The organism is Nereida sp. MMG025 (assembly GCF_021654165.1).
In the GTDB taxonomy this organism is placed as follows: domain Bacteria; phylum Pseudomonadota; class Alphaproteobacteria; order Rhodobacterales; family Rhodobacteraceae; genus Nereida.
On the sequence record NZ_JAKFZN010000001.1, the window covers coordinates 647,279 to 673,169 of the forward strand.

Sequence of the window (25,891 nt, forward strand, 5' to 3'; positions counted from 1 at the left end):
AGATGAGCTTGATCAAAGCCGAAAATATCAGCGTGCATCTCGGGCACCATCAGGCATTGGACCATGTGGATTTCTCTATTGATCGCGGAGAGATCGTCACGGTTGTCGGCCCAAATGGATCTGGCAAAACCACGTTGCTGCGTGCTTTGTTGGGCGCGGTTGCCGTTCAGGGAAAGATCACCCGCGCCGATGGCCTGCGTATCGGATATGTTCCACAGGCGTTAAGTATCGGGGCCAATCTGCCGTTAACGGTGCTGCGCTTTTTGTCGCTGCCCAAACGCAGGCCCAAGGCAAAGGCACTCGCCGCGCTGGATAAGGCGGGCGTCACAGGGTTGGGCAACCGCCAGATGTCAGAACTTTCGGGCGGGCAATTTCAACGCGTGCTTTTGGCCCGCGCTCTGCTGGACAGCCCTGATTTGCTGATTTTGGATGAACCCACAACGGGCTTGGACCAACCAGGATCAGCCGATTTTTACCGCCAGATCGAGGTTGTGCGACGCGACACCGGATGCGCCGTCCTCATGGTCAGCCACGAGCTGCACGTCGTAATGAGTGCGTCAGATCGCGTCATATGTCTGAACGGTCATGTCTGCTGCCACGGCACGCCCGAAGTGGTTGCATCGGCCCCAGAATACCGCGCCCTATTTGGCAAGGGCACGAATGGTGCTTTGGCCCTTTATCGTCATGACCACGATCACCATCACCACGGCGAAGCAAGCGATCATGACCACCCCCATGAGGCTGCAGAGTGATGTTAGACGACTTTCTGGTTCGCGCTTTGATTGCGGGGTTTGGCATCGCTTTGGCCGCAGCGCCCCTAGGGTGCTTGATGGTTTGGCGGCGGATGGCCTTTTTCGGGGATGCGACGGCACATGCCGCCATTCTTGGGGTCGCTCTGGCGCTTGCGTTTGATGTTGCAATTCTGTTCGGCGTTTTGGGCACGGCCGTCGCAATGGCGATGATCTTGGGCAGCATGTCCGAACGCACCAACGGAAGCGACACGCAGCTTGCCGTAATGTCCCATTCGGCTTTGGCGCTTGGATTGGTGGCCGTTTCATTTCTGCAAGAGGTCAGGTTTGATCTGGATACCTATCTGTTTGGCGACATCCTTGCCGTTGATCGCGCTGACCTGCTGGTTGTGTGGATTGGCGCGGCGTTGGTTCTTGCCTTGATCGCGTGGCGTTGGAACCCGCTGTTGACCGCAACACTCAACCCCGATCTTGCCATTGCAAGCGGGATAAATGCCCGTCGCGAGCAGCTGTTTCTGACGCTATCGCTTTCGCTGGTTGTTGCTGTGGCGATCAAGGTGATCGGCGCCTTGTTGATCGCAGCGCTATTGATTGTTCCCGCAGCCGCTGCGCGGCCTCTGTCGCGTACGCCAGAAGGCATGTTGGTTGTGACAACCGTGATTGCCGCGGCCTCAGTCGGGGGCGGGCTGTGGGCGTCTGCTTTGTTTGATACGCCGTCAGGTCCGACAATCATTTGCGTGGCCGCACTGGCCTTTGTGATTACTTCTACACTACGCCGATTGGCGTAATGCAAACCTTGCTCATCACCGGCGCACGCGCGCCAGTGGCGCTTCATCTGGCGCGTCTGTTGGGGCAAGCGGGTTACAAAATTGTGCTTGCAGACAGCTTCAAACACCCGTTGGGCGCGGCATGTCGCTTTGCCACTTATGTTCAAATCCCCGCGCCAGCTGACGGGCTGACGCCCTATGCCAATGCCATCAATGCGGTGATCAACGACTACGATATCGACCTTATCATTCCGACCTGTGAAGAGGTGTTTTACCTTGCCATGCTGGTTGCGCAGGACGCGCTTTCTGCCCCTCTGGATGCACCTTCACTAGACCATCTGACGACAGCGCATAACAAATTTGCTTTTATCGAACAGCTGTCCTCTTTCGGTATTCCAGTTCCTCAGACGCAGCTTTTGCAAACCACCCAAGATGTTCAGGATCTTGTGCCGAACGCAGCGGAATATGTTTTCAAACCCGTGTGGTCCCGTTTTGCCAGCCGGGTTCTTATCAAACCAACTGAAGCGGAATTGGCGGACGTAAGGCCAACCCACAGGGCGGCGTGGGTCGCCCAGAAACATATCGAAGGACGCGAGATCAGCGTTTATGCCTATGCCCGCAGCGGGACCGTAATCGCCCTTTCCGCGTATCATTCGCTGTTTCGGGCAGGTCTTGGGGCAGGCGTTTGTTTTGAGCCTGTGATGAGCGATCGGATCCAAGCGTTTGTCGCGCGATATGTGCAAAAGACCGCTTGGACGGGGCAGATTTCCTTTGATCTGATTGAGGCGGCCGACGGCACGATCTGGCCCATCGAATGTAACCCACGTGCGACCAGTGGCCTGCATTTTTTTACCGATTCAGCGCCCTTTGCCGATGCCGTTTGCGATGGCGGTCCTTTTGTGGCCCCCGATGCAACGGGTTTGTTAGGCGTGCGCCTTGCGCTTTGGGTCTATGGATTGCCCAATGCAATCAGGCATGGCCGCCTGGGCCAATTCAAAACGGCTTTGCAAGACACACAAGATATTCTGGATTGGCCCACTGATCCTGCCCCCAAAAAACGCCAATTTCGCGCGCTTTGTGAAATCGCCGCCACCGCGTTGAAACATCGCATTTCCTTGCAAACGGCGAGCACGCGCGACATCGAATGGGATGGGCCCGACACGACCGCCCTATAGCATTATCTGGAACGCCTGCGGCTTTTGCGCGGCGTTCGGTGTCTTACCTTCCAAAATCCGTGCGATGTCGCGACGTAGAAAATCAAGCGGGCCGATCACAGGCGATTGCCGAGGCTGCAGGGATGCGTTGTCAAACGTCGCAGCCAAAATCCGTTTGTCCTGCCAAAGCGCGATATTGAAAAGGGGTTTGAACGCCAACCCCTTGATATGGCCCCACCCCTTTTGACGCGGCCCCACCAGCCAAGCGATACCTTCAACTGTGTCCGTGGTTGCTTGCCGCAGATGAAAGGTCGTTGCTAGCACCAACCCTCTGGGCCCCCAATACTCCAACTCAACGATCCCGCCCGCGCGAAACCTGCCAACGGTGCGCACGCGCAGCCCGTCCAACAACTTACTCACCAGTCCTTCCTGTGCAGGTTCACCCGTGTAATCGGCTTGGACCCAGTCGGCCCCTCCTGTCACTTTGACATCCACAAGATGCCGCTTGTGGCTTAGGCCGCGCAACAGCCCCTTATGTGTAAAATGGGTATGGGTTGCATCAAGGATATTTTCTGCAGTGTCCAATACGGTTGATCGCGTCGTGCTGCGCGCACGGTGAACAACCACGTCTTGCCCCGATTGGGCAAACGTAAAGGGCGGGTGGTCCTGCCCATCGCCGCTTATAAAAATTGCGCCGTCTTTTTGTGCTACGTGAAACCGACGGATACGCACCCGAGGGAGCGGACCTTGATGCCCAGGTATGGCCCGGCACTGCCCCTGCCCATCGAAGCGCCAGCCGTGATAGGGGCATTCAATTTGCCCCTCCACGACCCTGCCATCAGACAAGTTTGCAAACCGGTGCGGGCACCGGTCCTCAATCGCCTTGATTTCACTGCCCGCGCGAAAAAGGACCACAGGCGCACCATTGAACAAAAGCCGAAGGGGTTTGCGTCGCAGATCTTTTGAAAGCGCAACAGCCTGCCAATGCGGGCGGGGGGGCATCGTCATAAGCCGAACCTTTTCATGACTGGAATACCAATGCCCCAAAGCACCTTGGACATCAGCCAGACGCACACTCTTTGCCCCAAAGGCAGGTGGGCGACATAAACGGCTGTAAACTCGATTGTTGGGACAGCCCCGCGGCGGCGTTTGAAATCGGCCGCACCCGCGCTGATGTTGAAAAACAGGTGCTCTTTATGGGCTACGTCTTGCGCCAGCGCCATTATCATACGGTAAAGCCCATCGCTTTTAGGGCGCTTGGTGTCGTAGCCCACGATTGGTTGGGTCAGCGTTTTGCCGTTTTGAAACATCCCCGTAACCGCCACCAATTGCCCATCTTTATCACGCAGTCCCATCAAGCGCATCAGTCCCGATCTGTGCATCTGCTGGATATACAGCGCCGTATATTGCGGATTAAGCGCTGTGTATTTGTCGATATAGAGCATCTCATATAGCTCGGCGGCGCGGGCATAATCGCCCACCTCAAACGCATCATTTTCGACTAAATCATACTGCGTTTTGGCCAGTTTTCTGCGATCCTCGCGCGCCGATTTGGTCAGTTTGCCCTCGGGCGGTCCGATGTATATCTGACGGGCGGGCAGCAAGCAAAACCCGATATCGCAAAGCGCCTCAATCGTGCGGCTATCTGCCATTTGGTTAAGAGACCGTATGACAAGCGCATGATTGGGGAATGTCTTTAGGTGTCTGTCGCGCAGCGCATGGGCCGTGGGAGCATCAATAAAAGGCACAGGATTGGTGGACAAAAGCCAGTTGTTCAGCTGCACTTGCCTGTCCAAACCGCTAAGACGCACCACGAACGCAAGACATGTGATTAGCGCCGCAAGCAGGCCCCTAAGCAACGGATGCTGCACAAAATGGCGCGTTTCGTGCTTGGCATAGTCAATGTAGGCAACCGACGGGCTGCAGATATAACAGGTTGGCTTCACAGTGATAGTGACAGGCAGATCAAGATCGTTCACCGTCCATTGGTGGACCTTCGTTTGGAGGTTTTCGACAAATTGCGTGACGGGCGCCGCTTGGCACATCGTAACAAAGCGTGCCACATCCAACGGCTTGTTTTTCGCCCGATCATTCATCGTGAATTGTTAAAACGCACTTCGACGCGCCTTAACTTACGAAGTGGGTCGCATGGCAGTTCTGCGCTTTTCAAATCAATCCTCGCGTGGCCGTCTGTCAGATGGTCCAGTGCTGCGATGGCCTTTTGCGTCGCTTCCGATGAAACCGTAGGGGGAAGACTTAGCTCAATTTCATCCGGCGCCGTTTGAACCAAGCGATAATCAGGAATGGAAGGATCGGCATCGGTGACAGCATTGCGCAAACGGTCAGGCGGGATAAACCGTTCGCCGTTTGGTGTCTTTAAGCAGAAGATGTCATCGACACGGCCAATCACTTCGGCCGCGACCTGAAGGGGCGAGCCACACACACATGGTGAATCTGATAGGCGTAGTAGATCGTTCATGCGGTAGCGGGCGAGGATTTGCGTGTCGCGACGAAAGCTACTGATCAATGGTGTGACCAGATTTTCCGTCACAGGCTCAAATTCAAAGGCAACTGAATCCTCGGCCAGATGCAGTGCACCATGCGCACAGGTCACGCCGAGCAAGCCTTCGCTTGCCATATAAATCTGGCGCAAGGGCATTCCGAAATAACCTTCGATTACAGGGCGATCAATCGGGTCAAGGGTTTCGCTTCCTGCAAAGATACGCACTGGTCGGACGGGCGTTTTCATGTCAGCAAGCAAACGCAGAATTTTGGGTGGTGCGACGATGACCGTTGGATTGAATGCCACCAAACCCCTGCCCCATTCCTCTGGATCACGGGTCAGATCAAATGCAGACAGATTGATGCGACGGGTTTGCTCCGCTGCAGAATACAATGTGGTGACCGATGGCAACAGCAACGCCACACGCTGTTTTTGCCAAAGCATATCCCCGATGGTTTTGGCCAAAATCGTGCCAAGCCAGCGATACCGTTCTGCATCACTTACGACAAAATAGCCTTTGTGACCGCTGGTCCCCGAACTAGCCCCAACAGTCAACGCGCCGATTTGACAATCACACGCCATCGCGTCGCGGACCTGTTCAGACGTGATCTGGTGGGTATTGAACGCCTCGAATTGCGCCATGATTGTTGCTTTATCGGTGATCGGCAAATCACATAAATCTTGGGCCGTGCCGTCATAAAAACCGACCTGCGGCACCCTGTGGGTCAGCCAATTCCGAACATCCCGTGCTTGCCACTGTTCAAACCGCGTGCGGGACAAACCACTCCGCGACATGCGTTTGGTGAGCGCAAAAGAAGATATCGCTTCCCACGCGTTGATCATGATGCAGGACCGCTGGCCAAATCATACTGCGTCACGGCAGGGTCGTGGCACAAAACGATATCGCCGCCCGCGGCTTCGAAAGTCTTAAGTGCGGCAATCGTACGAAGCTGTCCACGCGGGTCATCAGCCACAATGGCTGCAGGAAACCCCGGGACGCGATCCTGTTGGTACGCCGCACGCATCCATTGCGCATCAACAGCATACATAAGCGGCCGCTCAAGCTTGGGGAAAAGAACACCAAAATGCCCCTCGGCATGCCCGGGCAAGTCGATGGCAATCACAGTCCCATCGCCAAAGAGATCATGGCCTTGGGCAAATGGTGTGAGTGTGGAAACCTGCGCGCATTCGGCGATATCAACACTGTGCCCTGCGTCGTTGGCCATCAGCAATTCGGGCAAAACGCCATGCCTTAGATTGGCCAGCGTCCCGCGGTTTGACGCACGATCATGGATATCTTTGCGCATATAGACCTTGGCATTCGGGAACAGTCCAAGCCCCGAAATATGATCGACATGAAAATGGGTGACGATGACGGCTTTTACGTCCTCACAGCTTGCGCCAAAGCCTGACAGCACGGCTTTGGCTTGGCCTTCGGGGATCAACCTTGGCTTCAAGGCCCACCCGTATACTTTCATGGCAAGGCTTCGATCTGCGCCCTCAAGTGCTGCGGCGGTGTAGCCCGTATCAATCAGGCACAGTCCGATCCTGGGGTGTTCGAAGATCCCGTAACGCACAGGCAGATCAATCGGTCGCCATGCCCCGCCGCGCAGAACCAATCTCTCGCGGGTTCGGACCCATGCACTGTTTGCGAATTTCGGCGTCATTGCGCACGCTCCAATGGTGATCGGGCGAACGTCCGTTCGAGACCCTCGTCAAAATCAATCCGTGGGTGCCATTGCAAAAGACACGCGGCTTTTTCAAGGTTCAGACTTTGGGCATAGGCAAATAGGCCGATGGAATACCGCGTAACGCGGGGTTCGGCGGGGGTCGCACGCAACAGTGCCGCACGCTCCAAAAGCCCCGCAAGTGCAAGTGCTGGCCGCAGAGGTGCCTTGCGCCATCGCGGGGCAAATTCCATTTTGGCGCAGGCACGGTCCACAATCTCGCGGACCCCGCGCACGTCACCGCCAGAGACATTGATGATCTCGCCTTCCGCCTGATCCCCCGCACCAAGAGCGGCAACACAGGCATCAACAGCATCATCAATGTGGGTCAAATCCATGCACGCCACACCGTCACGAAAAACGGGCAATGGGCCCGCCTGCGCAGCCCTTAGCATCCTTGGCAAAAGTGTTCTTTCCCCCTGCCCGTAAAGGCCTCTGGGACGCAAAACCACTGGGCCGACATCGGCCGCATCCAACACGAGATTTTCAGCGATTGCCTTGGTCTTTGCATAGTAATTCACAGGTCTTGGGCGTGGCATGTCTTCGGACTGGTTCAGGCAATCGCGAAAGGCAAAACCGACCGTAGGGCTGGACACATAGACAAATCGCCCGACACCAACGGCTTTGGACGCGGCCAGCAATGTTCGGGTTGCGCTGACATTCGATGTCATAAATGCCGAAAGACGCCCAAACGGGGCCGAAAGCCCGGCACAATGAAGCACGGCAGTGATCCTTTCTGCACCAAGCGCTGCTGCCAATTCCTGAGGTTTTGCGTCCCCCAGATCGGCACATATCGTCGTAATTCCTTCCACCTTTAGCGCGGCGCACAGCTTGGGGTTTCGACCGGTCGCAACAACATCATAGCCGCGCGCGCGCAATTTGCGCAGGCAAGCACCGCCTAAAAAACCCGTCGCACCTGTAACAAGAACCCGAGACATATCAGGGCATCTCCATCGCCAAGCCACCAAACGAAACGCCTGCCGCTGTTCCCAAAAACAACACCTTATCGCCAGACGAAACGCGCCCCTGTTGACGCGCAACATCCCAAGCAAAGGGAAGTGATGCGGCCACCTGATTGCCAACCTCTGCTGCAATATTGATCACGCGCGAAGACTTCAAACCAAGCTGGCGCACCATGTGTTGCAGCGCCAAAGGGCTCGCTTGGTGGGGAACAACCAAAGAGATATCATCGCGCGCCCACCCTGACTGCTGCAAAAGCTGGTCAAAAAAGTCGTTGAAATGGCGTGTGGTCAGTTGAAAAAGGACTTTGCCGTTCATTGCGAACTGACTGCCTGCTTCAAAAGCAAGGGGGTCTGTGGTGTGTGAAACGGCGGTCCCGCCCGATCGAAGGGTTGAAGCAGAATATCCTGATGGAAAGGTTTTCATCAGGCTTGCTTTGATACCGCCTGCGCCTTGGGTTGGCCGAAGGACTACCGCCGCGGCACCATCACCGAACAGGGCAGCTGTTTCTGGCGCATCGTCCCACGATAAGGCGCGACTGGCGTGCTCTGCTGAAATCACAAGGGCGGTTTTCGAAAGTCCTGACGAGATACGCAGCGCAGCCGTTTCAAGTGCCGTCAGAAAACTCAGGCATGTGCTGTTGATATCAAATGCTGCCGCAGCTGCATCATCCATGCCAAGGCGTTGCATGATAAGGGGGGCGGTCGCAGGAATGCTGTGGAACGCAACACTTGCGCCAAAAAGCACCAAATCAATCTGATCCGCCCCGATTTGGGCATCGTGCAACGCACGCTGCGCCGCCACGACTGCCAGATCAACTTGCGTTTCCTCTTGGCAATAATACCGGCTGGTAACGCCCGTTTTGTTCGCCAAATATCCGATTTCAAGGCCTGCGCGGGCATCCAATGCATCAGCCGTTACGCAAAGCTTTGGCAACGCACGACCAGATCCTGCGAAGGTCACATTCATGGTTTTCATAGGGTAAAGCTAAGCTGTGCGTCGCGTCGCCACAAGCAAAGGTCGGGTATGGAAAGCCAGACCTTGAACATTGGCCTGGATCGCCCTGTTTGCCTTTCAGCATCCATTTCGTCTTGATTATCAAAATAACCCAATAAGACTTTTCTACGCTTTCACTCTTCCGATAGGGACGCGGGAAAGCCATTGTAAGAGCACATTCTTTTGTCGATTGGACCAGATATGACGGCTTCATATTACGCCCCCAAAGGCGGGCATCCTCCGCAAAATCAGCTTTTGACAGATCGGGCCATTTTTACCGATGCCTATGCCGTTATTCCCAAAGGAACGATGCGCGATATTGTGACCAGCTTCCTGCCATTTTGGGAAGATACGCGACTTTGGGTGATCGCACGCCCGATGTCGGGCTTTGCCGAGACGTTTTCACAATACATTATGGAAGTGCAGCCCGGTGGCGGGTCCGACAGACCAGAAACAGACGCAAGTGCGCAAACTGTGCTTTTCGTCGTTGAGGGTGGGTTTACGCTGACCGTAGATGGGCAAGCGCATCAGTTAAATGAAGGTGGGTATGCCTATCTGCCGCCCGCCTGTGATTGGTCATTGCGCAATACATCAGATGCGGTCACGCGGTTTCATTGGGTGCGCAAAGCCTATCAAGCCGTGCCTGGGCTGGACACACCTGACCTCATTATTGCCAACGAGAAGGATATCGCACCAACTGTCATGCCCGATACGAATGGCAAATGGGCGACAACGCGGTTTGTAGATCCGGCTGACCTGCGTCACGACATGCATGTCACGATTGTCACTTTTGAACCCGGGGCGGTTATCCCGTTTTTGGAAACCCATGTGATGGAACACGGCCTCTATGTTTTGGAAGGCAAAGCCGTTTACAGGTTGAACAACGATTGGGTCGAAGTGGAGGCTGGCGACTATATGTGGCTACGCGCTTTTTGCCCGCAAGCCTGTTATGCGGGCGGTCCGGGCAAGTTTCGTTACCTGCTTTACAAAGACGTCAATCGCCACATGCCTTTGACACCGCTGTCAAAAGGCTAACGCGGCGCCGCGCCACCTATTGCATGGGTCAGGTCGACCGCGGCCTCCATCACTGCTGCGGCCAAATGAGGGATGTCTTCAAGGCCCACACGACTGGTTGGGCCCGAGACCGAAATGCCTGCCACGGCTTCCGAATTTACATCAAACACGGGGGCCGCAATGCAACGCATCCCCAGGTTTTTTTCCTCTCCATCAATCGCAAATCCACGTGCGCGCGTCTTTTCGAGGTCTACAGACAGGGTCTGTGCAGACGTAATTGTATGCGGCGTGAAGGCTTCAAGGCTGTGTCCATTTAGGTAGAGCGCCAACTGCTCGGGCGTCATTTCCGCCAGCAGCGCCTTACCAATCCCAGAAGAATGCATCGGCGATAAAGACCCCGGCGGAAAGAATGCACGAATGTTCGAATGCGTTTCCACTTGGCTAAGAAACAAAACAGCACCATCGCGCTGCGCCCCCAGATTGGCCGTTTCCCCCGTTTCAAACATGAGTTTTCGCAAAATGGGTCGCGCCCGATCTACAAGCGAGGTTCGGCGCAAAAACCGCGCGCCGATGACAAAGGCCTTTGAGCCGATATGCCAAGTCTGGTCATCGGTGTCGAACTCCACAAGACCCCGCCCTTCCAAGGTGGTCAGGACACGGTAAAGCGTTGCAGGCGACTGCTTCATTTCGCTGGCGATTGTCGTCAGGGCTTTACCTTGCGCTTCACTGAGGTATTCAAAAACCTCCATGGCGCGGTCCAGTGATTTAATCGTGTTCTGGTCCGTCTTGTCGTTCCAGTCGCGCGGGCGCCCACGGGCGCGTCTGCCTGCTAACCCTTGTTTTTCTGATCCATCCATATCAAATTCCGCATAAAATAAAAAACTCATTCATATTATGAAAAATTTAACCTACTGACAATGCTTAATTTTTCTGCGTCTGGCATTTATGAAATAGTATTTCAAAAAAATATACGCGTTCATTTTATCCCGCTACAAAGGGTCAAATATTAAAGGAATCCACGATGAGCTTTCAAAATCCCGTCTTTATACCAGGCCCGACGAACATGCCTGAGGAGATCAGGCAAGCATGTTCGATGCCATCGATTGACCATCGCTCATCTATATTTGGCGAGATCTTGCATCCTGTTTTGGACGGCGTTCGTCGCGTGCTGAAATCAAAAACTGCCGAAGTGTTCATCTTCCCTTCGACAGGGACAGGCGGTTGGGAAACGGCGCTGTCCAACTGTCTGAGTGCGGGCGATAAAATCCTTGCGGCACGCAACGGGATGTTTTCGCATCGCTGGATCGATATGTGCCAACGCCACGGACTGGACGTGCAAATAGTTGAAACACCTTGGGGCGATGGCTTGCCAGCCGACACCTACGAAGAGCTGTTGCGCGCTGATACCAACCATCACATCAAAGCAGTATTGGCCACACACAACGAGACAGCAACAGGCGTAAAGTCCGACATCGCAGCTGTCCGCAAGGCCTTGGATGCGGCGGGCCACCCTGCGCTGCTGTTTGTCGATGGCGTGTCGTCTATCGGGTCAATGGACTTTCGGATGGATGATTGGGGCGTTGATGTTGCGGTTACCGGATCGCAAAAGGGCTTCATGCTGCCATCTGGTCTGGCCATCGTTGGTTTCTCTGAAAAAGCGATGAAGGCAACCGAAACCGCGCAGCTGCCACGCACGTTCTTTGACGTAAAAGATATGCAGAATGGCTATGCCGCCAGCGCATATCCCTACACGCCACCTGTTGGTCTGCTGCGCGGGATGCAAACATCGCTTGAAATGCTTGAAACCGAGGGACTGGAGAACGTATTTGCCCGCCACACCCGCATCGCCGAAGGCGTGCGCAAGGCCGTTGCCGCGTGGGGCCTCAAGCTTTGCGCCAACTCGCCCGACGTTTATTCGGACAGCGTATCGGCCATTCGCACACCAGACGGTTTCAACGCCACCGATATCGTCACCCGCGCGGCGGATACCTATGGTATGGCGTTTGGCGTAGGTCTTGGCGAGGTTGCAGGCAAGGTGTTTCGCATCGGGCATTTGGGATCTCTGACCGATGCAATGATGCTGTCGGGCCTTGGCGTTGCAGAGATGGTGATGGTGGATCTGGGGCTCGACATCAAACTGGGGTCTGGCGTGGCGGCCGCCCAAGATCACTACCGTTACGGATCGTAAGGAGCTTTTTGATGTATATCCCGACCTACCAAGACATGCTGGACGCACACGAACGCATCGCGCCCCATATCGTGCGCACTCCTGTGATGACCTCTCGCTACCTCAATGAATTGACGGGCGCCGAGCTGTTTTTCAAATGCGAAAATTTCCAGACACCTGGCGCGTTTAAGGTGCGCGGCGCAACCAATGCTGTGTTCGGACTGGATGATGCGCAGGCCAAAGCAGGCGTGGCGACACATTCATCCGGCAATCATGCGTCCTGCTTGAGTTATGCCGCGATGCTACGCGGCATTCCTTGCAATGTTGTGATGCCCAAAACCGCGCCACAAGCCAAGAAAGACACGGTCGCGCGGTACGGCGGGAAGATCACCGAATGTGAGCCGTCGACCACATCGCGTGAAGAGACCTTTGCAAAAGTTCAGGCCGAAACAGGCGGCGATTTTGTACACCCTTATAACGACCCACGTGTGATCGCCGGCCAAGCGACATGTTCGAAAGAGTTCATGGAGCAGACAGACGGTTTGGACATGATGGTTGCCCCGATCGGGGGCGGCGGTATGATTTCAGGCACATGTCTGACCCTGTCAACGCTTGCACCAGAGGTTCAGATCATTGCAGCCGAACCCGAACAAGCCGATGATGCCTATCGCAGTTTCAAAGCCGGCCACATCATTGCCGATGACGCGCCAAAGACCATCGCCGACGGATTGCTGGTGCCGTTGAAAGAACGCACATGGCATTTTGTTTCAAACTACGTGACCGATATTCAGACAGCCTCTGACGCAGAGATTATCGACGCGATGAAACTGACGTGGAAGCATTTGCGCATTGTCATGGAGGCCAGCTGCGCTGTGCCCCTCGCGATCATCCTGAAGAACAAAGACTATTTCGCAGGCAAGCGCGTTGGCGTGATCGTCACGGGCGGAAATGTTGATCTGGATAAATTGCCATGGGTGACGCCGCAATAGCACAAAAGCCCTTTATCCGCCCCAAAGTTTCCGATAGGAAACATACCAGGATTGCTAAATAGCGGCCCCTGCCGCCCAACCAATTGAACGGAGTGCCCCATGAACAAGCAGCCAAGTTTCGAAGAATTTGAAGTCGGCTTTGATATCCCCGCCAAACCAGGCATGGATGAAAGTGAGATCCAAACCCCATCGCTTGTGCTGGATCTTGATGCGCTGGAACGCAACATCAAGAAAATGGGCGACTACGCAAAGGCCCACGGCATGCGCCACCGCGTGCATGGGAAGATGCATAAATCCGTAGACGTGGCCAAGATGCAGGTTGAATTGGGCGGTGCATGTGGGGTGTGTTGCCAGAAAGTGTCTGAAGCAGAGGTGTTTGCACGCGGCGGCATCAAGGATGTCATGGTGTCGAACCAAGTCACAGAACCCGCCAAGATTGACCGCCTTGCGCGCATGCCAAAGCTTGGGGCACGGACGCTATGTTGCGTGGATGATCCTGCCAATGTGGCTGACCTGTCGGCAGCCGCACAGAAGCACGGAACCCAGATTGAATGCCTGGTCGAGATTGATTGCGGCGCTGGTCGTTGCGGTGTCACATCGACCCAGGATGTGGTGAATATCGCCAAGATGATTGATGCGGCCGAAGGCCTGAAATTCGCTGGTATTCAGGCGTATCAAGGGGCAATGCAGCACCTTGACAGCTACGCGGAACGCGAAAGCAAAACCCATGTCGCTATTGATATGGTTAAGGACGCGATTGCAGGTCTGAAAGCCAATGGTCTGGAATGCGACATCGTGGGCGGCGGCGGCACGGGGTCATACTACTTCGAGTCCAATTCCGGCGTGTTTAATGAATTGCAGTGCGGGTCCTACGCGTTCATGGATGCCGATTATGGCCGTATTCTTGATAAAGACGGCAAACGCATCGATGAAGGCGAATGGGAAAACGCGCTGTTCATCCTGACGACGGTGATGTCACACGCCAAGGCCGATAAGGCAATTGTGGATGCGGGGCTAAAGGCACAATCGGTGGACAGTGGCCTGCCCACGATCTACGGCCGCGATGACGTTGAATACGTCAAATGCTCGGATGAACATGGTGTGGTGATGGATACCAAAGCTGTGCTCAAGGTAAATGACAAGCTCAAGTTGGTGCCAGGCCACTGTGACCCAACATGTAACGTGCATGATTGGTATGTTGGTGTGCGGGGCGGAAAAGTCGAAACCGTCTGGCCTGTCAGCGCACGCGGCAAAGCCTATTGATTGGCCCTTTTCGGGGCCGTGATGCGCGGCCCCGTTTCTTTTTGTTTCAAGGACATCCCCAATGTATATCGTTCCCGAGCGCGAAATCGCGACCCTGATGACACGCGACGCTGCTTTTGACGCGGTTGAAAAAGTCTTTGCGGCGATGGCGGCCCAAGACGCCTATAATTTCCCGGTAATCCGCGAGGCAATTGGCCATGAAGATGCGCTTTACGGGTTTAAAGGCGGGTTTGACAAAGCAGGGCTCACGTTGGGGCTGAAGGCGGGGGGCTACTGGCCCCACAACCTTGAAAAACGGGGCGAGATCAATCACCAGTCAACGGTCTTTTTGTTTGATCCCGATACGGGCAAAGCCAAAGCAATGGTGGGCGGAAACCTTTTGACGGCCCTGCGCACGGCTGCAGCGTCCTCGGTTTCGATCAAGCATCTGGCCCGCAAGGATGCAAAGGTTTTGGGTATGATCGGTGCGGGCCATCAAGCTACGTTCCAATTGCGCGCAGCCCTTGAAACGGGCACTTTCGAAAAAGTGATTGGCTGGAATTATCACCCGGACATGCTCCCCAATATCGAAAAAGTTGCGGGTGAAGCGGGCGTTCCGTTCGAAGCGGTCGCGCTGGAAGGCATGACACAAGCCGATGTCATTATCTCGATCACGTCTGCTTTTGCCCCGTCTTTGATGGCCGCGCATGTCAGCGCAGGCACACACATCGCCTGCATGGGGACAGACACCAAAGGCAAACAAGAGGTTGAAGCGGCGCTTCTTGCACGGGCGACCGTCTTTACCGATGAGGTCGCACAATCCATTTCAATCGGAGAGGCGCAGCACGCCATTGCAGATGGTCTTATCAAGGAAAGTGATGTGGCACAGCTTGGAGCGGTCATAAATGGCACCCATGCTGGCCGAACAGGCGACGACGAGATTACCCTATTCGATGGAACGGGCGTGGGCCTACAGGATTTGGCGGTGGCAGCTTCTGTGGTTGATCTTGCGATTGAAAAGGGTATCGCTATCGAGGTTGATTTTTAATCTGTCCCAAGACCTGACATGACACCTTTACGCATCGCAATTAACGGGTTCGGCCGGATCGGGCGCGTGGTTTTGCGCCAGTTGCTTACGTCGCCCCATCATTCCGACATCAAGGTGGTCGCGATCAATGATATCGCGCCAATTGAGACCTGCGCTTATTTGTTCAAATACGATAGCGTCTATGGCCCCTGCCCCCTGCCCGTTTGCATAGAAGCTGGCGATCTGCGGATCGGTGACCACGCCATCCCCCTGCATCGCCACGAAAACTTGCGTGATGTTGATCTGGGGGGTGTTGATGTTCTTTTGGAATGCACAGGCCGCGCTACCACACGCGAGGTTGCCCAAGCAGGTCTGATCGCGGGGGCTAGGTCCGTTCTGATTTCCGGCCCCTCACAGGCCGCGGATGTGACAACTGTTTTGGGCGCCAACGATCACGAGCTGGCAAATGCGCGCATCGTATCCAATTCATCGTGTACGACGAACGCGATTGCCCCTTTGCTGTGCCGGCTGGACCAAAGCCTTGGCATCAATCGTGCGCATATCACCACAATCCACTGCTACACAGGCAGTCAGCCCACCGTGGACGTGCCTGGCCCATCGCTTGAACGAAGCCGTGCCGCAGCAAATTCGATGATCCCGACCACGACCAGCGCAGCCACCCAGATCACACAGGTCTGCCCGCAAATGAGCGGGCGGCTTAGCGTTGCCGCGGTGCGTGTCCCAAGTCTGTCTGTTTCAGCCATCGATGCGGTGGTGCAGCTGCAGCGCACACCCAAAGATGAGGTGCATGAAGCAGTCAGGAATATCTGCGCCGATGGACATATCATCGGAAAAACAGATGATCCCTGTGTGTCGTCTGACATGCGCGGCAGGCCGGAATCCTTGGTGATCGCTCTGCCTGAGCTGCAAATGATTGGTGAGACCCAACTTCGTTTATTCGGGTGGTACGACAACGAATGGGGCTTTTCGGCACGTATGGTAGATATGGCCCGCAAGATCGCGGCACGCACGCTTTCCTAAGCCGTTGCGATCCAAAAATGAAAAAGCCCCCGCATCATGACGGGGGCTTTTTTTAGTGGTTGTGCGAACCTATCTGGCATCGTCCTTTGGCAAAGACCCCGTACCGTGGCCTTGCATACTGCCCGAGACTTCTTCGGTGGCCTCTGCGGCAAGTTCATGGGGCAAAACAAGGTTGAGCACGATTGCGATGAAAGCCGCTGGCAGCAAACCCGAGGTCATCAAAATACGCGCGGTATCAGGCAATCCTGCAACAGCGCCGGGTTCAAGCTGAAGGCCCAGACCAATTGACAGCGAGATCGCAAAAATCACCATGTTGCGACGGTTCCAATCCACGTCCGACAGCATCGAAATGCCAGCGGCCACAACCATACCAAACATGACAATCACGCCGCCGCCCAGAACCTCAATCGGGACCGTGCGGATCACCCCACCCACTTTGGGCACCAGCCCGCAGATGATCAGAAAGACTGCACCGCAGGTCACAACATGGCGCGACATTAGGCCGGTCATCGCGATCAGGCCGACGTTCTGGCTAAAGGATGTGTTGGGAAAGCCGCCGAAGATACCCGCAACAGCCGTGCCGACACCATCGGCATATGTCGCACCCTGAATTTCTGTGTCGGTTGCCTCACGACCCGCACCACCCTTGGTGATACCCGATACATCGCCCACGGTTTCAATCGCTGAAATGAACGCCATCAGACAAAAACCGATAATCGCCGCTGCAGAAAATTCGAACCCGTATTTGAAAGGTTGGGGTAACGCAAAAGCTGCCGAACGTTCCCATGATCCAATCACGGCGGACCACTCCAGAATACCAACTCCCAAGGCGTAGAAATAGCCAACGATAAGCCCGATCAGAACAGCAGATACAGACAGCATGCCTTTGGTGAAGAACTTCAAGCCAAGGGTGACAAAAATGACGACCAATGCCGCCGACCAATTCAAAAGTGAGCCGTATTCAGGCGTGCCAATCGCTGGAACGCCGCCAGCCGCATATTGAATCCCCACCTTGACCAGCGCCAAACCAATCATTGTCACGACCAGTCCCGTCACCAAAGGAGGCAAGGCAAAACGGATCTTGCCGATGAATAGGCCCAAAACGGCGTGGAACAGACCACCAATGATCACGCCGCCAAAAAGTGCGGCCAAACCATCAACGCCCTTACCCGCCACAAGTGGGATCATGATCGGGATAAAGGCAAAGGACGTGCCCTGTACGATGGGCAACTTGGCGCCAACAGGCCCAAGGCTGATGGTTTGCAGCAAGGTGGCAACCCCGGCAAACAACATGGACATCTGTATGAGATAAAGCAGCTCAGGAAAATCGGGGCTGTTTGAGCCAAACCCGAAGCCAGCCGCCCCCGCAACAATGATCGCGGGTGTGACGTTTGACACAAACATCGCCAGCACATGCTGAATCCCCAAGGGGATCGCTTTTGCAAGCGGTGGTGTGTAATTTGGATCGCGCATCTGTTGCGGTGTTCCGATTGAAGTATCAGCCATTTCAGTCCCTCGCTGTTGTTTTCTTTGTCCCGTGTTTTTTTTAATCTGGCACGATCGAATACGGGCTGTCGAACCAGTGTTCTTGAAGGTTTGCGCCAGGCCCAATGCGGTCCACGACCGCAAACAACCCAGGCTCACAAAGCGGTGTCAGCACGCCGTGCCACGTGCCGCGGTGGAAATTGATGGCTTGTCCTGCCGATGATGCGAAAGCCAAAGGTGTTCCTGGTTGACCATCCTCATCAGGTGCCACGACAATCAAAAACCCATGCTCGGACATCGGAATGAACGCCTGAGATCCCTCCGGGTGACGTTCCATCATCTCAAGCTCCAATGGCAATGTGCGAGGCTCGGCTTTGAAAAGGCTTATGCCTGCTTTGCCTTGGGTGAACTCAAGGGTGGCGCGGTCATGGTAGCGTCCGCATTTGCCTTGGTTGATGATCATGTCCGCCTCACCCGAGGTATCGAGAACGTCACCAAAAGGCGCGAAGGCATCATGCGTCAGGGGCTGGATGATGATCGGATGGGTCATGACTGGAACTTATCGAGCAGACGAAGCTCGGCAATTCTTTCGACTTGGCGGCAGGCCTCTGCGAACTCGATGTCGCGCGGGTTCTCAATTCGGCGACGGAACGCTTCTAAAATAGACGCTTTGGTATTGTCTTTGACCGCAATAATGAAAGGAAAACCATGGCGTTTGACGTATTGCGCATTCAACTTTTGAAACAGGTCACGCTCTTCATCCGTCAGCAGATCAAGCCCTGCACCTGCTTGCTCTGCGGTGCTGTCGGCTGTCAGTTTCCCTGCGGCGGCCAGCTTGCCCGCCAGATCGGGGTGCGCCTTCAAAACACCCAATCGCTGCGCATCTGATGCACGCCGAAACACCCGCGCCAAGGCTTGGTGAATGCCTGCCGCGGTGTCATAGGTCGGCCCAAGCTCGCCGTCAAAGGCGCTCTCGGCAATCCAAGGTGAATGCTCAAAAATGCCTCCGAACTCGGCGACAAAGGTCGTGCGTGACATCTTGGACGGGCGTTGCATTCGGGGTGCGGGATGCGTGCTGGCCCAATGTTCGGCAACATCAAGGCGTGTGGCAAACCAGACATCGTCATGACTTTTCATGTAATCTATGGCCCGGCGCAGGGCAGCCGCGCGCCCCGGACGCCCCGCAATGCGGCAATGCAGGCCTATAGACATCATGGCAGGACGACCGTTGCGCCCCTCCTCCAGCAGATAATCGAAGCTGTCTTTCAAATAGCTTTCGAATTGATCGCCCGATGTAAAACCCGCCTGAATGCCAAACCGCATATCATTGCAATCCATCGTGTAAGGAACGATGAGTTGATCCGTGCCATTAAAGGACATCCAATAGGGCAGATCGTCGGCGTAGCTGTCCGCAACATAGGCAAACTGACCCGTCTGAGCCGCAAGGCGCACTGTGTTGTTTGAGCACCGGCCCGTGTACCAACCGCGCGGCGGCTCTCCCGTGGCTTCGGTATGCAGCGCGATCGCTTCGGCAATTTGAGCACGCTCCTGATCTTCGGGCATGTCCTTGTGTTCAACCCACTTCAAACCGTGACTGGCGATTTCCCAACCAGACGTCTTCATCGCCGCAACCTGCTGCGGGGCACGCGCCAGGGCAGTTGCCACGCCGTAAACCGTTACGGGTAAATCGCTGAGCATGCGGTGAAGGCGCCAAAACCCCGCGCGACTGCCGTATTCATACAAGGATTCCATATTCCAGTGACGTTGCCCCGGCCAAGGCTGCGCGCCTGTGATTTCGGACAAGAACGCCTCAGATGCCGCATCACCATGCAGGATGTTGTTTTCGCCGCCTTCTTCGTAATTCAAGACAATCTGGACAGCGATATTGGCCCCATTCGGCCAATTAGCTTTGGGTGGGTTCGGACCATATCCTGTCATGTCACGGGGGTATCGGTTCACGGAATCGACCTCTTTCATTGTTGCCTTCACTTTATGCCAAAAGAATGCTCTTCATTTTCAAAAAAAATTCGAAAGACCCATTTGTATGCGCGCCTTTGATGCGAGCTGTCGGATCAGTCTATAAGATGGAAATCATGGTCTGAGGAGACGCCCTATGTCTGGATATCTGACAACGCACGTTCTTGACACGGCACGCGGTTGCCCTGCGCAGGGCCTGAAGATCGAACTGTTCAGACTGGACGGCGAAGCGCGCACACATCTCAAAACGCTGATGACCAATGCGGATGGCCGCACGGATGAACAAATCCTGCCCGAAGCAGTTTTCCAAACGGGGGTTTATGAGCTGGTCTTTCATGCAGGCGACTATCTGGATGCCTCGGGTGTCGCACCTGAAGCCCCCCGTTTCTTGGACGTTATTCCGCTTCGGTTCGGCATGTCCGAGCATAGCCACTACCATGTGCCACTTTTGCTTTCCCCATTTGGCTATTCCACTTATCGCGGCAGTTAGCCTGATGACGCCGTATCGCGGATGACAGCACCTATACGCTCAATTACGAAATCCATAAACATACGCGCCTTGGGGTCCTGCCGCCGGCGGTGGGTGAACAAACACGCCATTTGGACGGGTGCGGGCGGTGTTTGCGATGCGACAGGCACAAGTCGACCCTTTTCTAAGTGATCGGCAATCTCAAACACGGGCTTCATAGCAATGCCGCGTCCCGCCAAGGCCCAATCGGTCAGCACATCGCCATCGTCAGATTCGTAGCGCCCTTTGACAGAATAGCGTTTCGTCTCACTGCTGGTTTGCAGCGGCCACTGAAACTCGGTCGCCCCGGGGAAACGCAGGTTCAAACACTCGTGGTTGTCGTTCAGCAGGTCAGCCCCCGTTTCTGGCATCCCGCGGGCGGCGATGTAGTCAGGCGAGGCGCATAAAACCCGCTCAACATCTGCGATCTTGCGGATGCGTAAGGTGCTGTCTTCTGGCTGACCTAGGAAAAACGCAAGGTCCAAGCCTTCTGTCGTCAAATCCACCTTTCGATCTGTCAGGCGCAAACGAACACTGACATCTGGGTATTTATCAAGAAACCCGGGCACTTGCGGGGCGATTAACCTGCGCCCGACACCAAGGGGTGCTGCGACATAAAGCGATCCTTTCGGGTTATCGGTGATACGAACAACCTGCGCCTCTGCCGCCTCTACGGATTCAAGGATTTCGCAGGCGCCGCCATAAAATGCCTTGCCCTGTTCGGTTGCGGTCAAACTTCGGGTGGTCCTGCGAAACAATCGCACACCAAGCTTGTCCTCGAGCTGCGAAATGCGCGAGGATGTTAAAGCAGGCGAAATACGCAGATCACGGCCTGCCGCCGACATGCTGCCCAATTCGTAGACACGAACAAACGTGCGGATATTATCAAGGTAAGACATTCTTCGGACTTTTTTGATACTGCTTGGCGTTTGGTTGCGATACCAGAATAATTGACCTTGGCATAGGGTGTTGGGAACTGGATTCGTCGGAGAACCGTCATGTATGACATCGCTATCTTATGGGATTGGATCGCTTTCAGCGTGCGTTGGTTGCACGTCATCACTGCCATGGCTTGGATCGGAGCGTCTTTTTACTTCATTGCGCTTGATCTGATGCTCAAGCCAAATGATGCGCTGCCCGATGGGGCCTACGGTGAAGAATGGGAAGTGCACGGCGGCGGCTTTTATCACACTGTCAAATACATGGTGGCGCCGGCACGCATGCCCGAGCATCTGACCTGGCATAAATGGCAAAGCTACACCACTTGGCTGTCTGGCGCGGCCCTGCTGATGATTATCTATTGGGTCGGCGGAGAGCTTTATTTGCTTGATCCGACCAAGGCCGACCTTGCCCTATGGCAAGGCATTTTGATCTCTGCAGGCTCGCTTACCGTCGGTTGGATTGTCTATGACGCGATGTGCAAATCCAAACTGGCGGACACGCCCACGGTGCTGATGTTGCTTTTGTTTGGGGTGCTGGTGATCATGTCGTGGGGATACAATCAGATCTTCACAGGCCGTGCTGCTTTGCTGCATTTGGGTGCGTTTACGGCGACGATCATGACCGCGAATGTGTTTTTCCAGATCATGCCGAACCAAAGGATCGTGGTGCAGGACCTTAAGGAGGGTCGCACACCTGATGCCAAATACGGCAAGATTGCCAAGGTGCGGTCTACCCACAATAACTACCTGACATTGCCAGTGGTCTTTTTGATGTTGTCCAACCACTATCCACTGGCCTTTGGCACGCAATATGCCTGGATCATCGCATCGCTGATTTTCCTGACGGGCGTCACCATCCGCCACTACTTCAACACCATGCACAAAACCGGCAAAGGCCCCCATTGGACCTGGGGTGTCACAGTGCTTTTGATGCTCGTCATTGCGTGGCTTTCAACCGTGCCGGGGCATGAGACATGGGAGGAAGCCGAGGCACGCGCACTGACACCCTATGAGGCGCAATTCACCCAAGTTGCCAGCTTTGACGATGCCTATGACGCAGTCCTTGGCAACTGTTCGATGTGCCATGCCCGCGAACCCGTGTGGGGCAATATGCAATGGGCGCCCAAAGGTGTTTTTCTGGAAACGCCTGCTGACGTCGCACGGCACGCCGAGGCAATCTATCTTCAAGCCGGACGAAGCCATGCCATGCCACCGCCCAACGCCGTCCAGATGACGGCGGAAAGCCGAACAAAAATTGTTGCTTGGGTGAAAGAGGCGCGCGCGCAAAACTAGAATGATACGCAAGGGCCCGCGAGGCATTATTCATTTTCCTTCCCTGCGTTTGACCGCTAAGAGCGTGGCAGATGTTACCGCTAAAGGGAGCGTGGAACGATGCAAGAATGGTGGCGCAGCGCTGTAATCTATCAGGTCTATCCACGCTCTTACCAAGACAGCACCGGCGACGGGGTTGGCGATCTTGCAGGCATCACGAAGCGGCTGGATCATATCGCAAACCTTGGCGTGGATTGTATCTGGCTTTCGCCTATTTTTGCGTCCCCCCAAAAAGATATGGGATACGATGTATCCGACTACAAAGCAGTCGATCCGCTGTTTGGCGACTTGGCAGCGTTTGATGCTTTGATTGAGGGCGCGCATGCGCGTGGTTTGAAGGTTATCGTCGATCAGGTTCTGTCACACACCTCTGACCAGCATGCGTGGTTCAAACAGTCCCGCACCAGCCGTGATAACGATAAAGCGGACTGGTATGTCTGGGCTGATCCCTTGCCCGACGGCTCCCCGCCCACGAATTGGCACAGCCACTTCGGGGGCCCTGCATGGGAATTTGATCCGCAACGGGGTCAGTATTTCCTTCATAATTTTCTGGCATCGCAGCCCGATCTGAACTTTCACAATCCCGATGTGATCGATGCAATCCTTGATACCTGTAAATTCTGGTTGGATCGCGGGTTGGACGGGTTCCGCCTTGATACGGTCAACTACTACTTCCATGATCAGAAACTGCGGTCCAACCCGCCCGCGCAAGCTGCACCACAGGTGATGGCGACCGATCTCTATGGAATGCAAAACAACATCTATAACAAAACACGCCCGGAAAACCTGGCGTTTCTGGAACGCCTTCGCGCTTTGACCGATCAATATGATGATGTCATGATGGTGGGCGAAGTCGGCGAAATGGGTCACCGCTCGATCGAGATCATGGGTGAATACACCCAAGGGCGTGACAGGCTGCATATGGCCTATAGTTTTGCGATGTTGGGTCCCGATTTCAACGCCGAACACTTCCGCAATTGTATCGAAGGGTTTCAAGCGGGTGCGCCAGATGGCCACCCATACTGGTCATTCAGCAACCATGATGTGCCAAGACAGGTATCGCGGTGGGCAGATCATGCCGTTTCGCCCGATCACATAGCACGATTGGCATGTGCGATGTTGATGTCATTTGAAGGCACCATCGGTATCTATCAGGGCGAAGAATTGGGCCAAACCGAAACCGAGTTGGTTTTCGAAGAACTCACCGATCCACCTGCGATACGCTATTGGCCCGCCGTAAAAGGGCGCGATGGATGCCGCACACCGATGGTATGGGAAAAAGATGCGCCGAACGCAGGCTTTTCGACGGGAACACCTTGGCTGCCCGTCAAAGAGCCGCAAGCGGCCAATGCCGTCGATCAACAAACCGACACGGGCATTTTGGCCTACTACAAAGAGATGATCGCCTATCGCAAAGCCAATGCGGTGCTGGCACGCGGTAAGACAAAATTTATCTCTCTGCCAGAACCGCTTTTGGCCTTTTCGCGCAGCCACGAGGGCAAGGCGATGAGCTTTGTGTTCAACCTGTCCAAAGACGCACACACCATCCCGCTTGTTGGGCAAACGCAGATCGTCAAAGGCCAAGCCGCAACGATCACGGGCGAGGCGCTGGTGCTTGACGGTAATGGGTTTGCCTATTTGACACAGGACGGTGCTGCGCCGCTTGGCGCGATTACGTGATCACATCAGGTGCGGTGCGGCCTGTCATTGGCTCAAGCTGCGAGATGGACAACGCTGCATCGCGCACCTTTTGCAAAACCACGTCTGGCGAGACCTGTAGTTTTGCAGGATCGGTTTCAAGCTGTTCGAGATAAAGGCGAATGGTGGCCCCTTGGGTGCCAGTGCCAGACAGGCGAAACACAGCACGCGCACCACCCTCAAAAGCGATCCGTATGCCCTGCCCTGACGACTGAGACCAGTCTACCGGATCAAGATAGGAAAATTCATCGGCCGCTTCGACCACCAAGTCACCCGCCTTCACGCCGACCAACGCATTCAGTTTGCTGCGTAGCGCATCCATCATGGCGCCCGCTTTGGCACTCTCCACGTCTTCATAATCAAAACGCGAATAGTAACACCGGCCATGCGCTTGCCACAGATCGTTCATCAGCTCAGACACTGGCTTTCCTGTTTCTGCCAAAATATTCAGCCAAAGCAACACAGCCCACAGCCCGTCCTTTTCACGCACGTGGTCTGATCCTGTCCCCGCGCTTTCTTCTCCGCAAAGCGTAACCTTGCCTGCGTCCAGCAGATTGCCAAAAAATTTCCAACCTGTTGGCGTCTCAAAACAGTCAATCCCAAGGCTTGCCGCGACACGGTCAACCGCGCGCGAGGTCGGCATAGACCGTGCAACCCCCGCCAGCCCGTCCCGATAGCCCGGCGCCAGATGCGCATGCGCGGTCAGCAAAGCAAGGCTATCGGACGGCGTGACATACGCGCCGCGCCCCACAACCATGTTCCGATCGCCATCGCCATCCGACGCAGCCCCGAAATCTGGCGCATCCGCACCATACATGCGGTCCATCAAATCCTTGGCCCAGATCGGGTTGGGGTCAGGATGTCCTTTGCCAAAATCGGGGCTTGGCACGCCATTGATAACAGTGCCCTTTGGTGCGCCTAGCATGTCTTCCAGAATGGTATGCGCATAGGGTCCGGTAATGGCGTGCATCGCATCAAAGCACATCCGAAACCCACCCTCGAACAGGCTGCGTATCTTGGGAAAATCAATGATCGTTTTCATCAAATCGGCATAGTCGGCGACGGGGTCGACAATTTCGACGGTCATGTCCCCAAAGGAATGAGTGCCCAGTTTGGACAAGTCCAAGTCATCGGCAGCGGCGATCCTGTAGCATGTGATCTGTGTGGTCCGTTTGAAAATTTCATCCGTGACGGCCTCAGTCGCGGGACCGCCATTTGGGCCGTTATACTTCAGGCCAAAATCGGCATCTGGACCGCCCGGGTTGTGACTTGCCGACAAAATCAGCCCACCGTCTGCCGCGCGCAAACGAATAAGGTGCGAGGCGGCGGGCGTCGACAGCAGTCCACCTTGGCCGACGATGCATTTTTTGGCACCATTCGCGCTGGCCATGCGTAAAATAATCTGGATGGCCTGATCGTTGAAAAAGCGCCCGTCCCCACCGATAACAAGGGTCTTGCCTTCGATCCCACCAATGCCATCGAACGTGGATTGGACGTAATTTTCCAAAAAATGCGGCCGCTGAAAAACGGTTGTCTTTTTGCGAAGCCCGCTTGTGCCGGGTTTCTGGCCCTCGATCGGGCTGGTCCTGACGTTTTGCATCGGCATCCGTTTTT

At 55.2% G+C, this 25,891-nt stretch carries 24 protein-coding genes; 12 read left to right on the forward strand and 12 right to left on the reverse strand.

What is annotated here, in order from left to right; all coding sequences use genetic code 11:
* Positions 1-2 precede the first annotated feature (2 nt).
* From L1065_RS03140 to L1065_RS03150, 3 genes are read left to right on the forward strand one after another with little or no spacing between them, the layout of a single operon-like run.
* Positions 3-752, forward strand: coding sequence for a metal ABC transporter ATP-binding protein (locus L1065_RS03140; RefSeq protein ID WP_237093987.1), 750 nt, complete (start codon positions 3-5; stop codon positions 750-752).
* The gene (locus L1065_RS03145) at positions 752-1,537 is read left to right on the forward strand and encodes a metal ABC transporter permease (RefSeq protein ID WP_237093988.1); all 786 of its coding nucleotides are present in this window, start codon (positions 752-754) and stop codon (positions 1,535-1,537) included. The genes L1065_RS03140 and L1065_RS03145 overlap by 1 nt, the downstream gene beginning before the upstream one ends.
* Complete coding sequence (locus tag L1065_RS03150) at positions 1,537-2,691, forward strand: ATP-grasp domain-containing protein (RefSeq protein WP_237093989.1); 1,155 nt, start codon at positions 1,537-1,539, stop codon at positions 2,689-2,691. Before L1065_RS03145 ends, L1065_RS03150 begins: the two co-directional genes overlap by 1 nt.
* On the opposite strand, the gene L1065_RS03155 is transcribed toward L1065_RS03150, so the two are convergent.
* Genes L1065_RS03155 through L1065_RS03180 form a run of 6 tightly spaced genes read right to left on the reverse strand, consistent with a single transcriptional unit; the run spans position 2,686 to position 8,838 of the window.
* A complete protein-coding gene (locus L1065_RS03155; RefSeq protein WP_237093990.1) occupies positions 2,686-3,678 on the reverse strand; it encodes a Rieske 2Fe-2S domain-containing protein in 993 nt (330 codons plus the stop codon). The two genes, L1065_RS03150 and L1065_RS03155, sit on opposite strands and share 6 nt — an antisense overlap.
* Positions 3,675-4,766: a GNAT family N-acetyltransferase gene (locus L1065_RS03160; protein WP_237093991.1), complete on the reverse strand. Its 1,092-nt coding sequence runs from the start codon at positions 4,764-4,766 to the stop codon at positions 3,675-3,677. The genes L1065_RS03155 and L1065_RS03160 overlap by 4 nt, the downstream gene beginning before the upstream one ends.
* Positions 4,763-6,016: a CoF synthetase gene (locus L1065_RS03165; RefSeq protein ID WP_237093992.1), complete on the reverse strand. Its 1,254-nt coding sequence runs from the start codon at positions 6,014-6,016 to the stop codon at positions 4,763-4,765. The genes L1065_RS03160 and L1065_RS03165 overlap by 4 nt, the downstream gene beginning before the upstream one ends.
* A complete protein-coding gene (locus L1065_RS03170) occupies positions 6,013-6,840 on the reverse strand; it encodes an MBL fold metallo-hydrolase (protein ID WP_237093993.1) in 828 nt (275 codons plus the stop codon). The genes L1065_RS03165 and L1065_RS03170 overlap by 4 nt, the downstream gene beginning before the upstream one ends.
* Complete coding sequence (locus L1065_RS03175; RefSeq protein WP_237093994.1) at positions 6,837-7,838, reverse strand: NAD(P)-dependent oxidoreductase; 1,002 nt, start codon at positions 7,836-7,838, stop codon at positions 6,837-6,839. The genes L1065_RS03170 and L1065_RS03175 overlap by 4 nt, the downstream gene beginning before the upstream one ends.
* Before the next feature lies 1 nt (position 7,839).
* Positions 7,840-8,838, reverse strand: coding sequence for a 3-oxoacyl-ACP synthase III family protein (locus tag L1065_RS03180; RefSeq protein WP_237093995.1), 999 nt, complete (start codon positions 8,836-8,838; stop codon positions 7,840-7,842).
* A gap of 219 nt (positions 8,839-9,057) precedes the next feature.
* On the opposite strand from L1065_RS03180, the gene L1065_RS03185 reads away from it, so the two are divergent.
* A complete protein-coding gene (locus tag L1065_RS03185) occupies positions 9,058-9,891 on the forward strand; it encodes a bifunctional allantoicase/(S)-ureidoglycine aminohydrolase (protein ID WP_237093996.1) in 834 nt (277 codons plus the stop codon).
* On the opposite strand, the gene bhcR is transcribed toward L1065_RS03185, so the two are convergent.
* Complete coding sequence (gene bhcR, locus L1065_RS03190; protein ID WP_237094530.1) at positions 9,888-10,727, reverse strand: HTH-type transcriptional regulator BhcR; 840 nt, start codon at positions 10,725-10,727, stop codon at positions 9,888-9,890. The two genes, L1065_RS03185 and bhcR, sit on opposite strands and share 4 nt — an antisense overlap.
* Before the next feature lie 164 nt (positions 10,728-10,891).
* Here bhcR and bhcA point away from each other — a divergent pair, with 164 nt between their 5' ends.
* The 5 genes from bhcA to L1065_RS03215 all read left to right on the forward strand — a co-directional run bounded on the left by bhcA (position 10,892) and on the right by L1065_RS03215 (position 16,336).
* Positions 10,892-12,058: an L-aspartate--glyoxylate aminotransferase BhcA gene (gene bhcA, locus L1065_RS03195; RefSeq protein WP_237093997.1), complete on the forward strand. Its 1,167-nt coding sequence runs from the start codon at positions 10,892-10,894 to the stop codon at positions 12,056-12,058.
* Positions 12,059-12,069: 11 nt separating this feature from the next.
* A complete protein-coding gene (gene bhcB / locus L1065_RS03200; protein WP_237093998.1) occupies positions 12,070-13,026 on the forward strand; it encodes a beta-hydroxyaspartate dehydratase BhcB in 957 nt (318 codons plus the stop codon).
* A 99-nt stretch (positions 13,027-13,125) separates the two neighbouring features.
* Positions 13,126-14,289: a 3-hydroxy-D-aspartate aldolase BhcC gene (gene bhcC, locus L1065_RS03205; RefSeq protein WP_237093999.1), complete on the forward strand. Its 1,164-nt coding sequence runs from the start codon at positions 13,126-13,128 to the stop codon at positions 14,287-14,289.
* A gap of 61 nt (positions 14,290-14,350) precedes the next feature.
* The gene (bhcD, locus tag L1065_RS03210; protein ID WP_237094000.1) at positions 14,351-15,316 is read left to right on the forward strand and encodes an iminosuccinate reductase BhcD; all 966 of its coding nucleotides are present in this window, start codon (positions 14,351-14,353) and stop codon (positions 15,314-15,316) included.
* Positions 15,317-15,334: 18 nt separating this feature from the next.
* Positions 15,335-16,336, forward strand: a complete 1,002-nt coding sequence (locus L1065_RS03215; protein ID WP_237094001.1) for a type I glyceraldehyde-3-phosphate dehydrogenase — start codon at positions 15,335-15,337, stop codon at positions 16,334-16,336.
* A 69-nt stretch (positions 16,337-16,405) separates the two neighbouring features.
* Here the strand turns inward: L1065_RS03215 and L1065_RS03220 are convergent, their stop codons facing one another.
* From L1065_RS03220 to puuE, 3 genes are read right to left on the reverse strand one after another with little or no spacing between them, the layout of a single operon-like run.
* Positions 16,406-17,842 carry a uracil-xanthine permease family protein gene (locus tag L1065_RS03220; RefSeq protein WP_237094002.1) on the reverse strand — a complete coding sequence of 479 codons (1,437 nt, stop codon included), beginning with the start codon at positions 17,840-17,842 and terminating at the stop codon, positions 16,406-16,408.
* Positions 17,843-17,882: 40 nt separating this feature from the next.
* Positions 17,883-18,371 (reverse strand): ureidoglycolate lyase, encoded by a 489-nt coding sequence (locus L1065_RS03225; RefSeq protein WP_237094003.1) that lies wholly within the window; start codon positions 18,369-18,371, stop codon positions 17,883-17,885.
* A complete protein-coding gene (puuE, locus tag L1065_RS03230) occupies positions 18,368-19,780 on the reverse strand; it encodes an allantoinase PuuE (RefSeq protein ID WP_237094004.1) in 1,413 nt (470 codons plus the stop codon). Before puuE ends, L1065_RS03225 begins: the two co-directional genes overlap by 4 nt.
* A 154-nt stretch (positions 19,781-19,934) precedes the next feature.
* Here puuE and uraH point away from each other — a divergent pair, with 154 nt between their 5' ends.
* Positions 19,935-20,288, forward strand: a complete 354-nt coding sequence (uraH, locus tag L1065_RS03235; protein WP_237094005.1) for a hydroxyisourate hydrolase — start codon at positions 19,935-19,937, stop codon at positions 20,286-20,288.
* On the opposite strand, the gene L1065_RS03240 is transcribed toward uraH, so the two are convergent.
* Complete coding sequence (locus L1065_RS03240) at positions 20,285-21,205, reverse strand: LysR family transcriptional regulator (RefSeq protein WP_237094006.1); 921 nt, start codon at positions 21,203-21,205, stop codon at positions 20,285-20,287. The two genes, uraH and L1065_RS03240, sit on opposite strands and share 4 nt — an antisense overlap.
* Before the next feature lie 99 nt (positions 21,206-21,304).
* Here L1065_RS03240 and L1065_RS03245 point away from each other — a divergent pair, with 99 nt between their 5' ends.
* Positions 21,305-22,540, forward strand: coding sequence for a urate hydroxylase PuuD (locus L1065_RS03245; RefSeq protein WP_237094007.1), 1,236 nt, complete (start codon positions 21,305-21,307; stop codon positions 22,538-22,540).
* A 99-nt stretch (positions 22,541-22,639) separates the two neighbouring features.
* A complete protein-coding gene (locus L1065_RS03250; RefSeq protein WP_237094008.1) occupies positions 22,640-24,259 on the forward strand; it encodes an alpha-amylase family glycosyl hydrolase in 1,620 nt (539 codons plus the stop codon).
* Here L1065_RS03250 and L1065_RS03255 read toward each other — a convergent pair.
* Positions 24,252-25,883, reverse strand: a complete 1,632-nt coding sequence (locus tag L1065_RS03255; RefSeq protein WP_237094009.1) for an alpha-D-glucose phosphate-specific phosphoglucomutase — start codon at positions 25,881-25,883, stop codon at positions 24,252-24,254. The genes L1065_RS03250 and L1065_RS03255 overlap by 8 nt on opposite strands.
* Positions 25,884-25,891 lie beyond the last annotated feature (8 nt).

Excerpts from the sequence above, each read along its gene's own strand:
- L1065_RS03140 (WP_237093987.1), top strand. The coding sequence starts at position 3 with ATGAGCTTGATCAAAGCCGAAAATATCAGCGTGCATCTCGGGCACCAT.
- L1065_RS03145 (WP_237093988.1), top strand. The coding sequence starts at position 752 with ATGTTAGACGACTTTCTGGTTCGCGCTTTGATTGCGGGGTTTGGCATC.
- L1065_RS03150 (WP_237093989.1), top strand. The coding sequence starts at position 1,537 with ATGCAAACCTTGCTCATCACCGGCGCACGCGCGCCAGTGGCGCTTCAT.
- L1065_RS03155 (WP_237093990.1), bottom strand. The coding sequence starts at position 3,678 with ATGACGATGCCCCCCCGCCCGCATTGGCAGGCTGTTGCGCTTTCAAAA.
- L1065_RS03160 (WP_237093991.1), bottom strand. The coding sequence starts at position 4,766 with ATGAATGATCGGGCGAAAAACAAGCCGTTGGATGTGGCACGCTTTGTT.
- L1065_RS03165 (WP_237093992.1), bottom strand. The coding sequence starts at position 6,016 with ATGATCAACGCGTGGGAAGCGATATCTTCTTTTGCGCTCACCAAACGC.
- L1065_RS03170 (WP_237093993.1), bottom strand. The coding sequence starts at position 6,840 with ATGACGCCGAAATTCGCAAACAGTGCATGGGTCCGAACCCGCGAGAGA.
- L1065_RS03175 (WP_237093994.1), bottom strand. The coding sequence starts at position 7,838 with ATGTCTCGGGTTCTTGTTACAGGTGCGACGGGTTTTTTAGGCGGTGCT.
- L1065_RS03180 (WP_237093995.1), bottom strand. The coding sequence starts at position 8,838 with ATGAAAACCATGAATGTGACCTTCGCAGGATCTGGTCGTGCGTTGCCA.
- L1065_RS03185 (WP_237093996.1), top strand. The coding sequence starts at position 9,058 with ATGACGGCTTCATATTACGCCCCCAAAGGCGGGCATCCTCCGCAAAAT.
- bhcR (WP_237094530.1), bottom strand. The coding sequence starts at position 10,727 with ATGGATGGATCAGAAAAACAAGGGTTAGCAGGCAGACGCGCCCGTGGG.
- bhcA (WP_237093997.1), top strand. The coding sequence starts at position 10,892 with ATGAGCTTTCAAAATCCCGTCTTTATACCAGGCCCGACGAACATGCCT.
- bhcB (WP_237093998.1), top strand. The coding sequence starts at position 12,070 with ATGTATATCCCGACCTACCAAGACATGCTGGACGCACACGAACGCATC.
- bhcC (WP_237093999.1), top strand. The coding sequence starts at position 13,126 with ATGAACAAGCAGCCAAGTTTCGAAGAATTTGAAGTCGGCTTTGATATC.
- bhcD (WP_237094000.1), top strand. The coding sequence starts at position 14,351 with ATGTATATCGTTCCCGAGCGCGAAATCGCGACCCTGATGACACGCGAC.
- L1065_RS03215 (WP_237094001.1), top strand. The coding sequence starts at position 15,335 with ATGACACCTTTACGCATCGCAATTAACGGGTTCGGCCGGATCGGGCGC.
- L1065_RS03220 (WP_237094002.1), bottom strand. The coding sequence starts at position 17,842 with ATGGCTGATACTTCAATCGGAACACCGCAACAGATGCGCGATCCAAAT.
- L1065_RS03225 (WP_237094003.1), bottom strand. The coding sequence starts at position 18,371 with ATGACCCATCCGATCATCATCCAGCCCCTGACGCATGATGCCTTCGCG.
- uraH (WP_237094005.1), top strand. The coding sequence starts at position 19,935 with ATGTCTGGATATCTGACAACGCACGTTCTTGACACGGCACGCGGTTGC.
- L1065_RS03240 (WP_237094006.1), bottom strand. The coding sequence starts at position 21,205 with ATGTCTTACCTTGATAATATCCGCACGTTTGTTCGTGTCTACGAATTG.
- L1065_RS03245 (WP_237094007.1), top strand. The coding sequence starts at position 21,305 with ATGTATGACATCGCTATCTTATGGGATTGGATCGCTTTCAGCGTGCGT.
- L1065_RS03250 (WP_237094008.1), top strand. The coding sequence starts at position 22,640 with ATGCAAGAATGGTGGCGCAGCGCTGTAATCTATCAGGTCTATCCACGC.
- L1065_RS03255 (WP_237094009.1), bottom strand. The coding sequence starts at position 25,883 with ATGCCGATGCAAAACGTCAGGACCAGCCCGATCGAGGGCCAGAAACCC.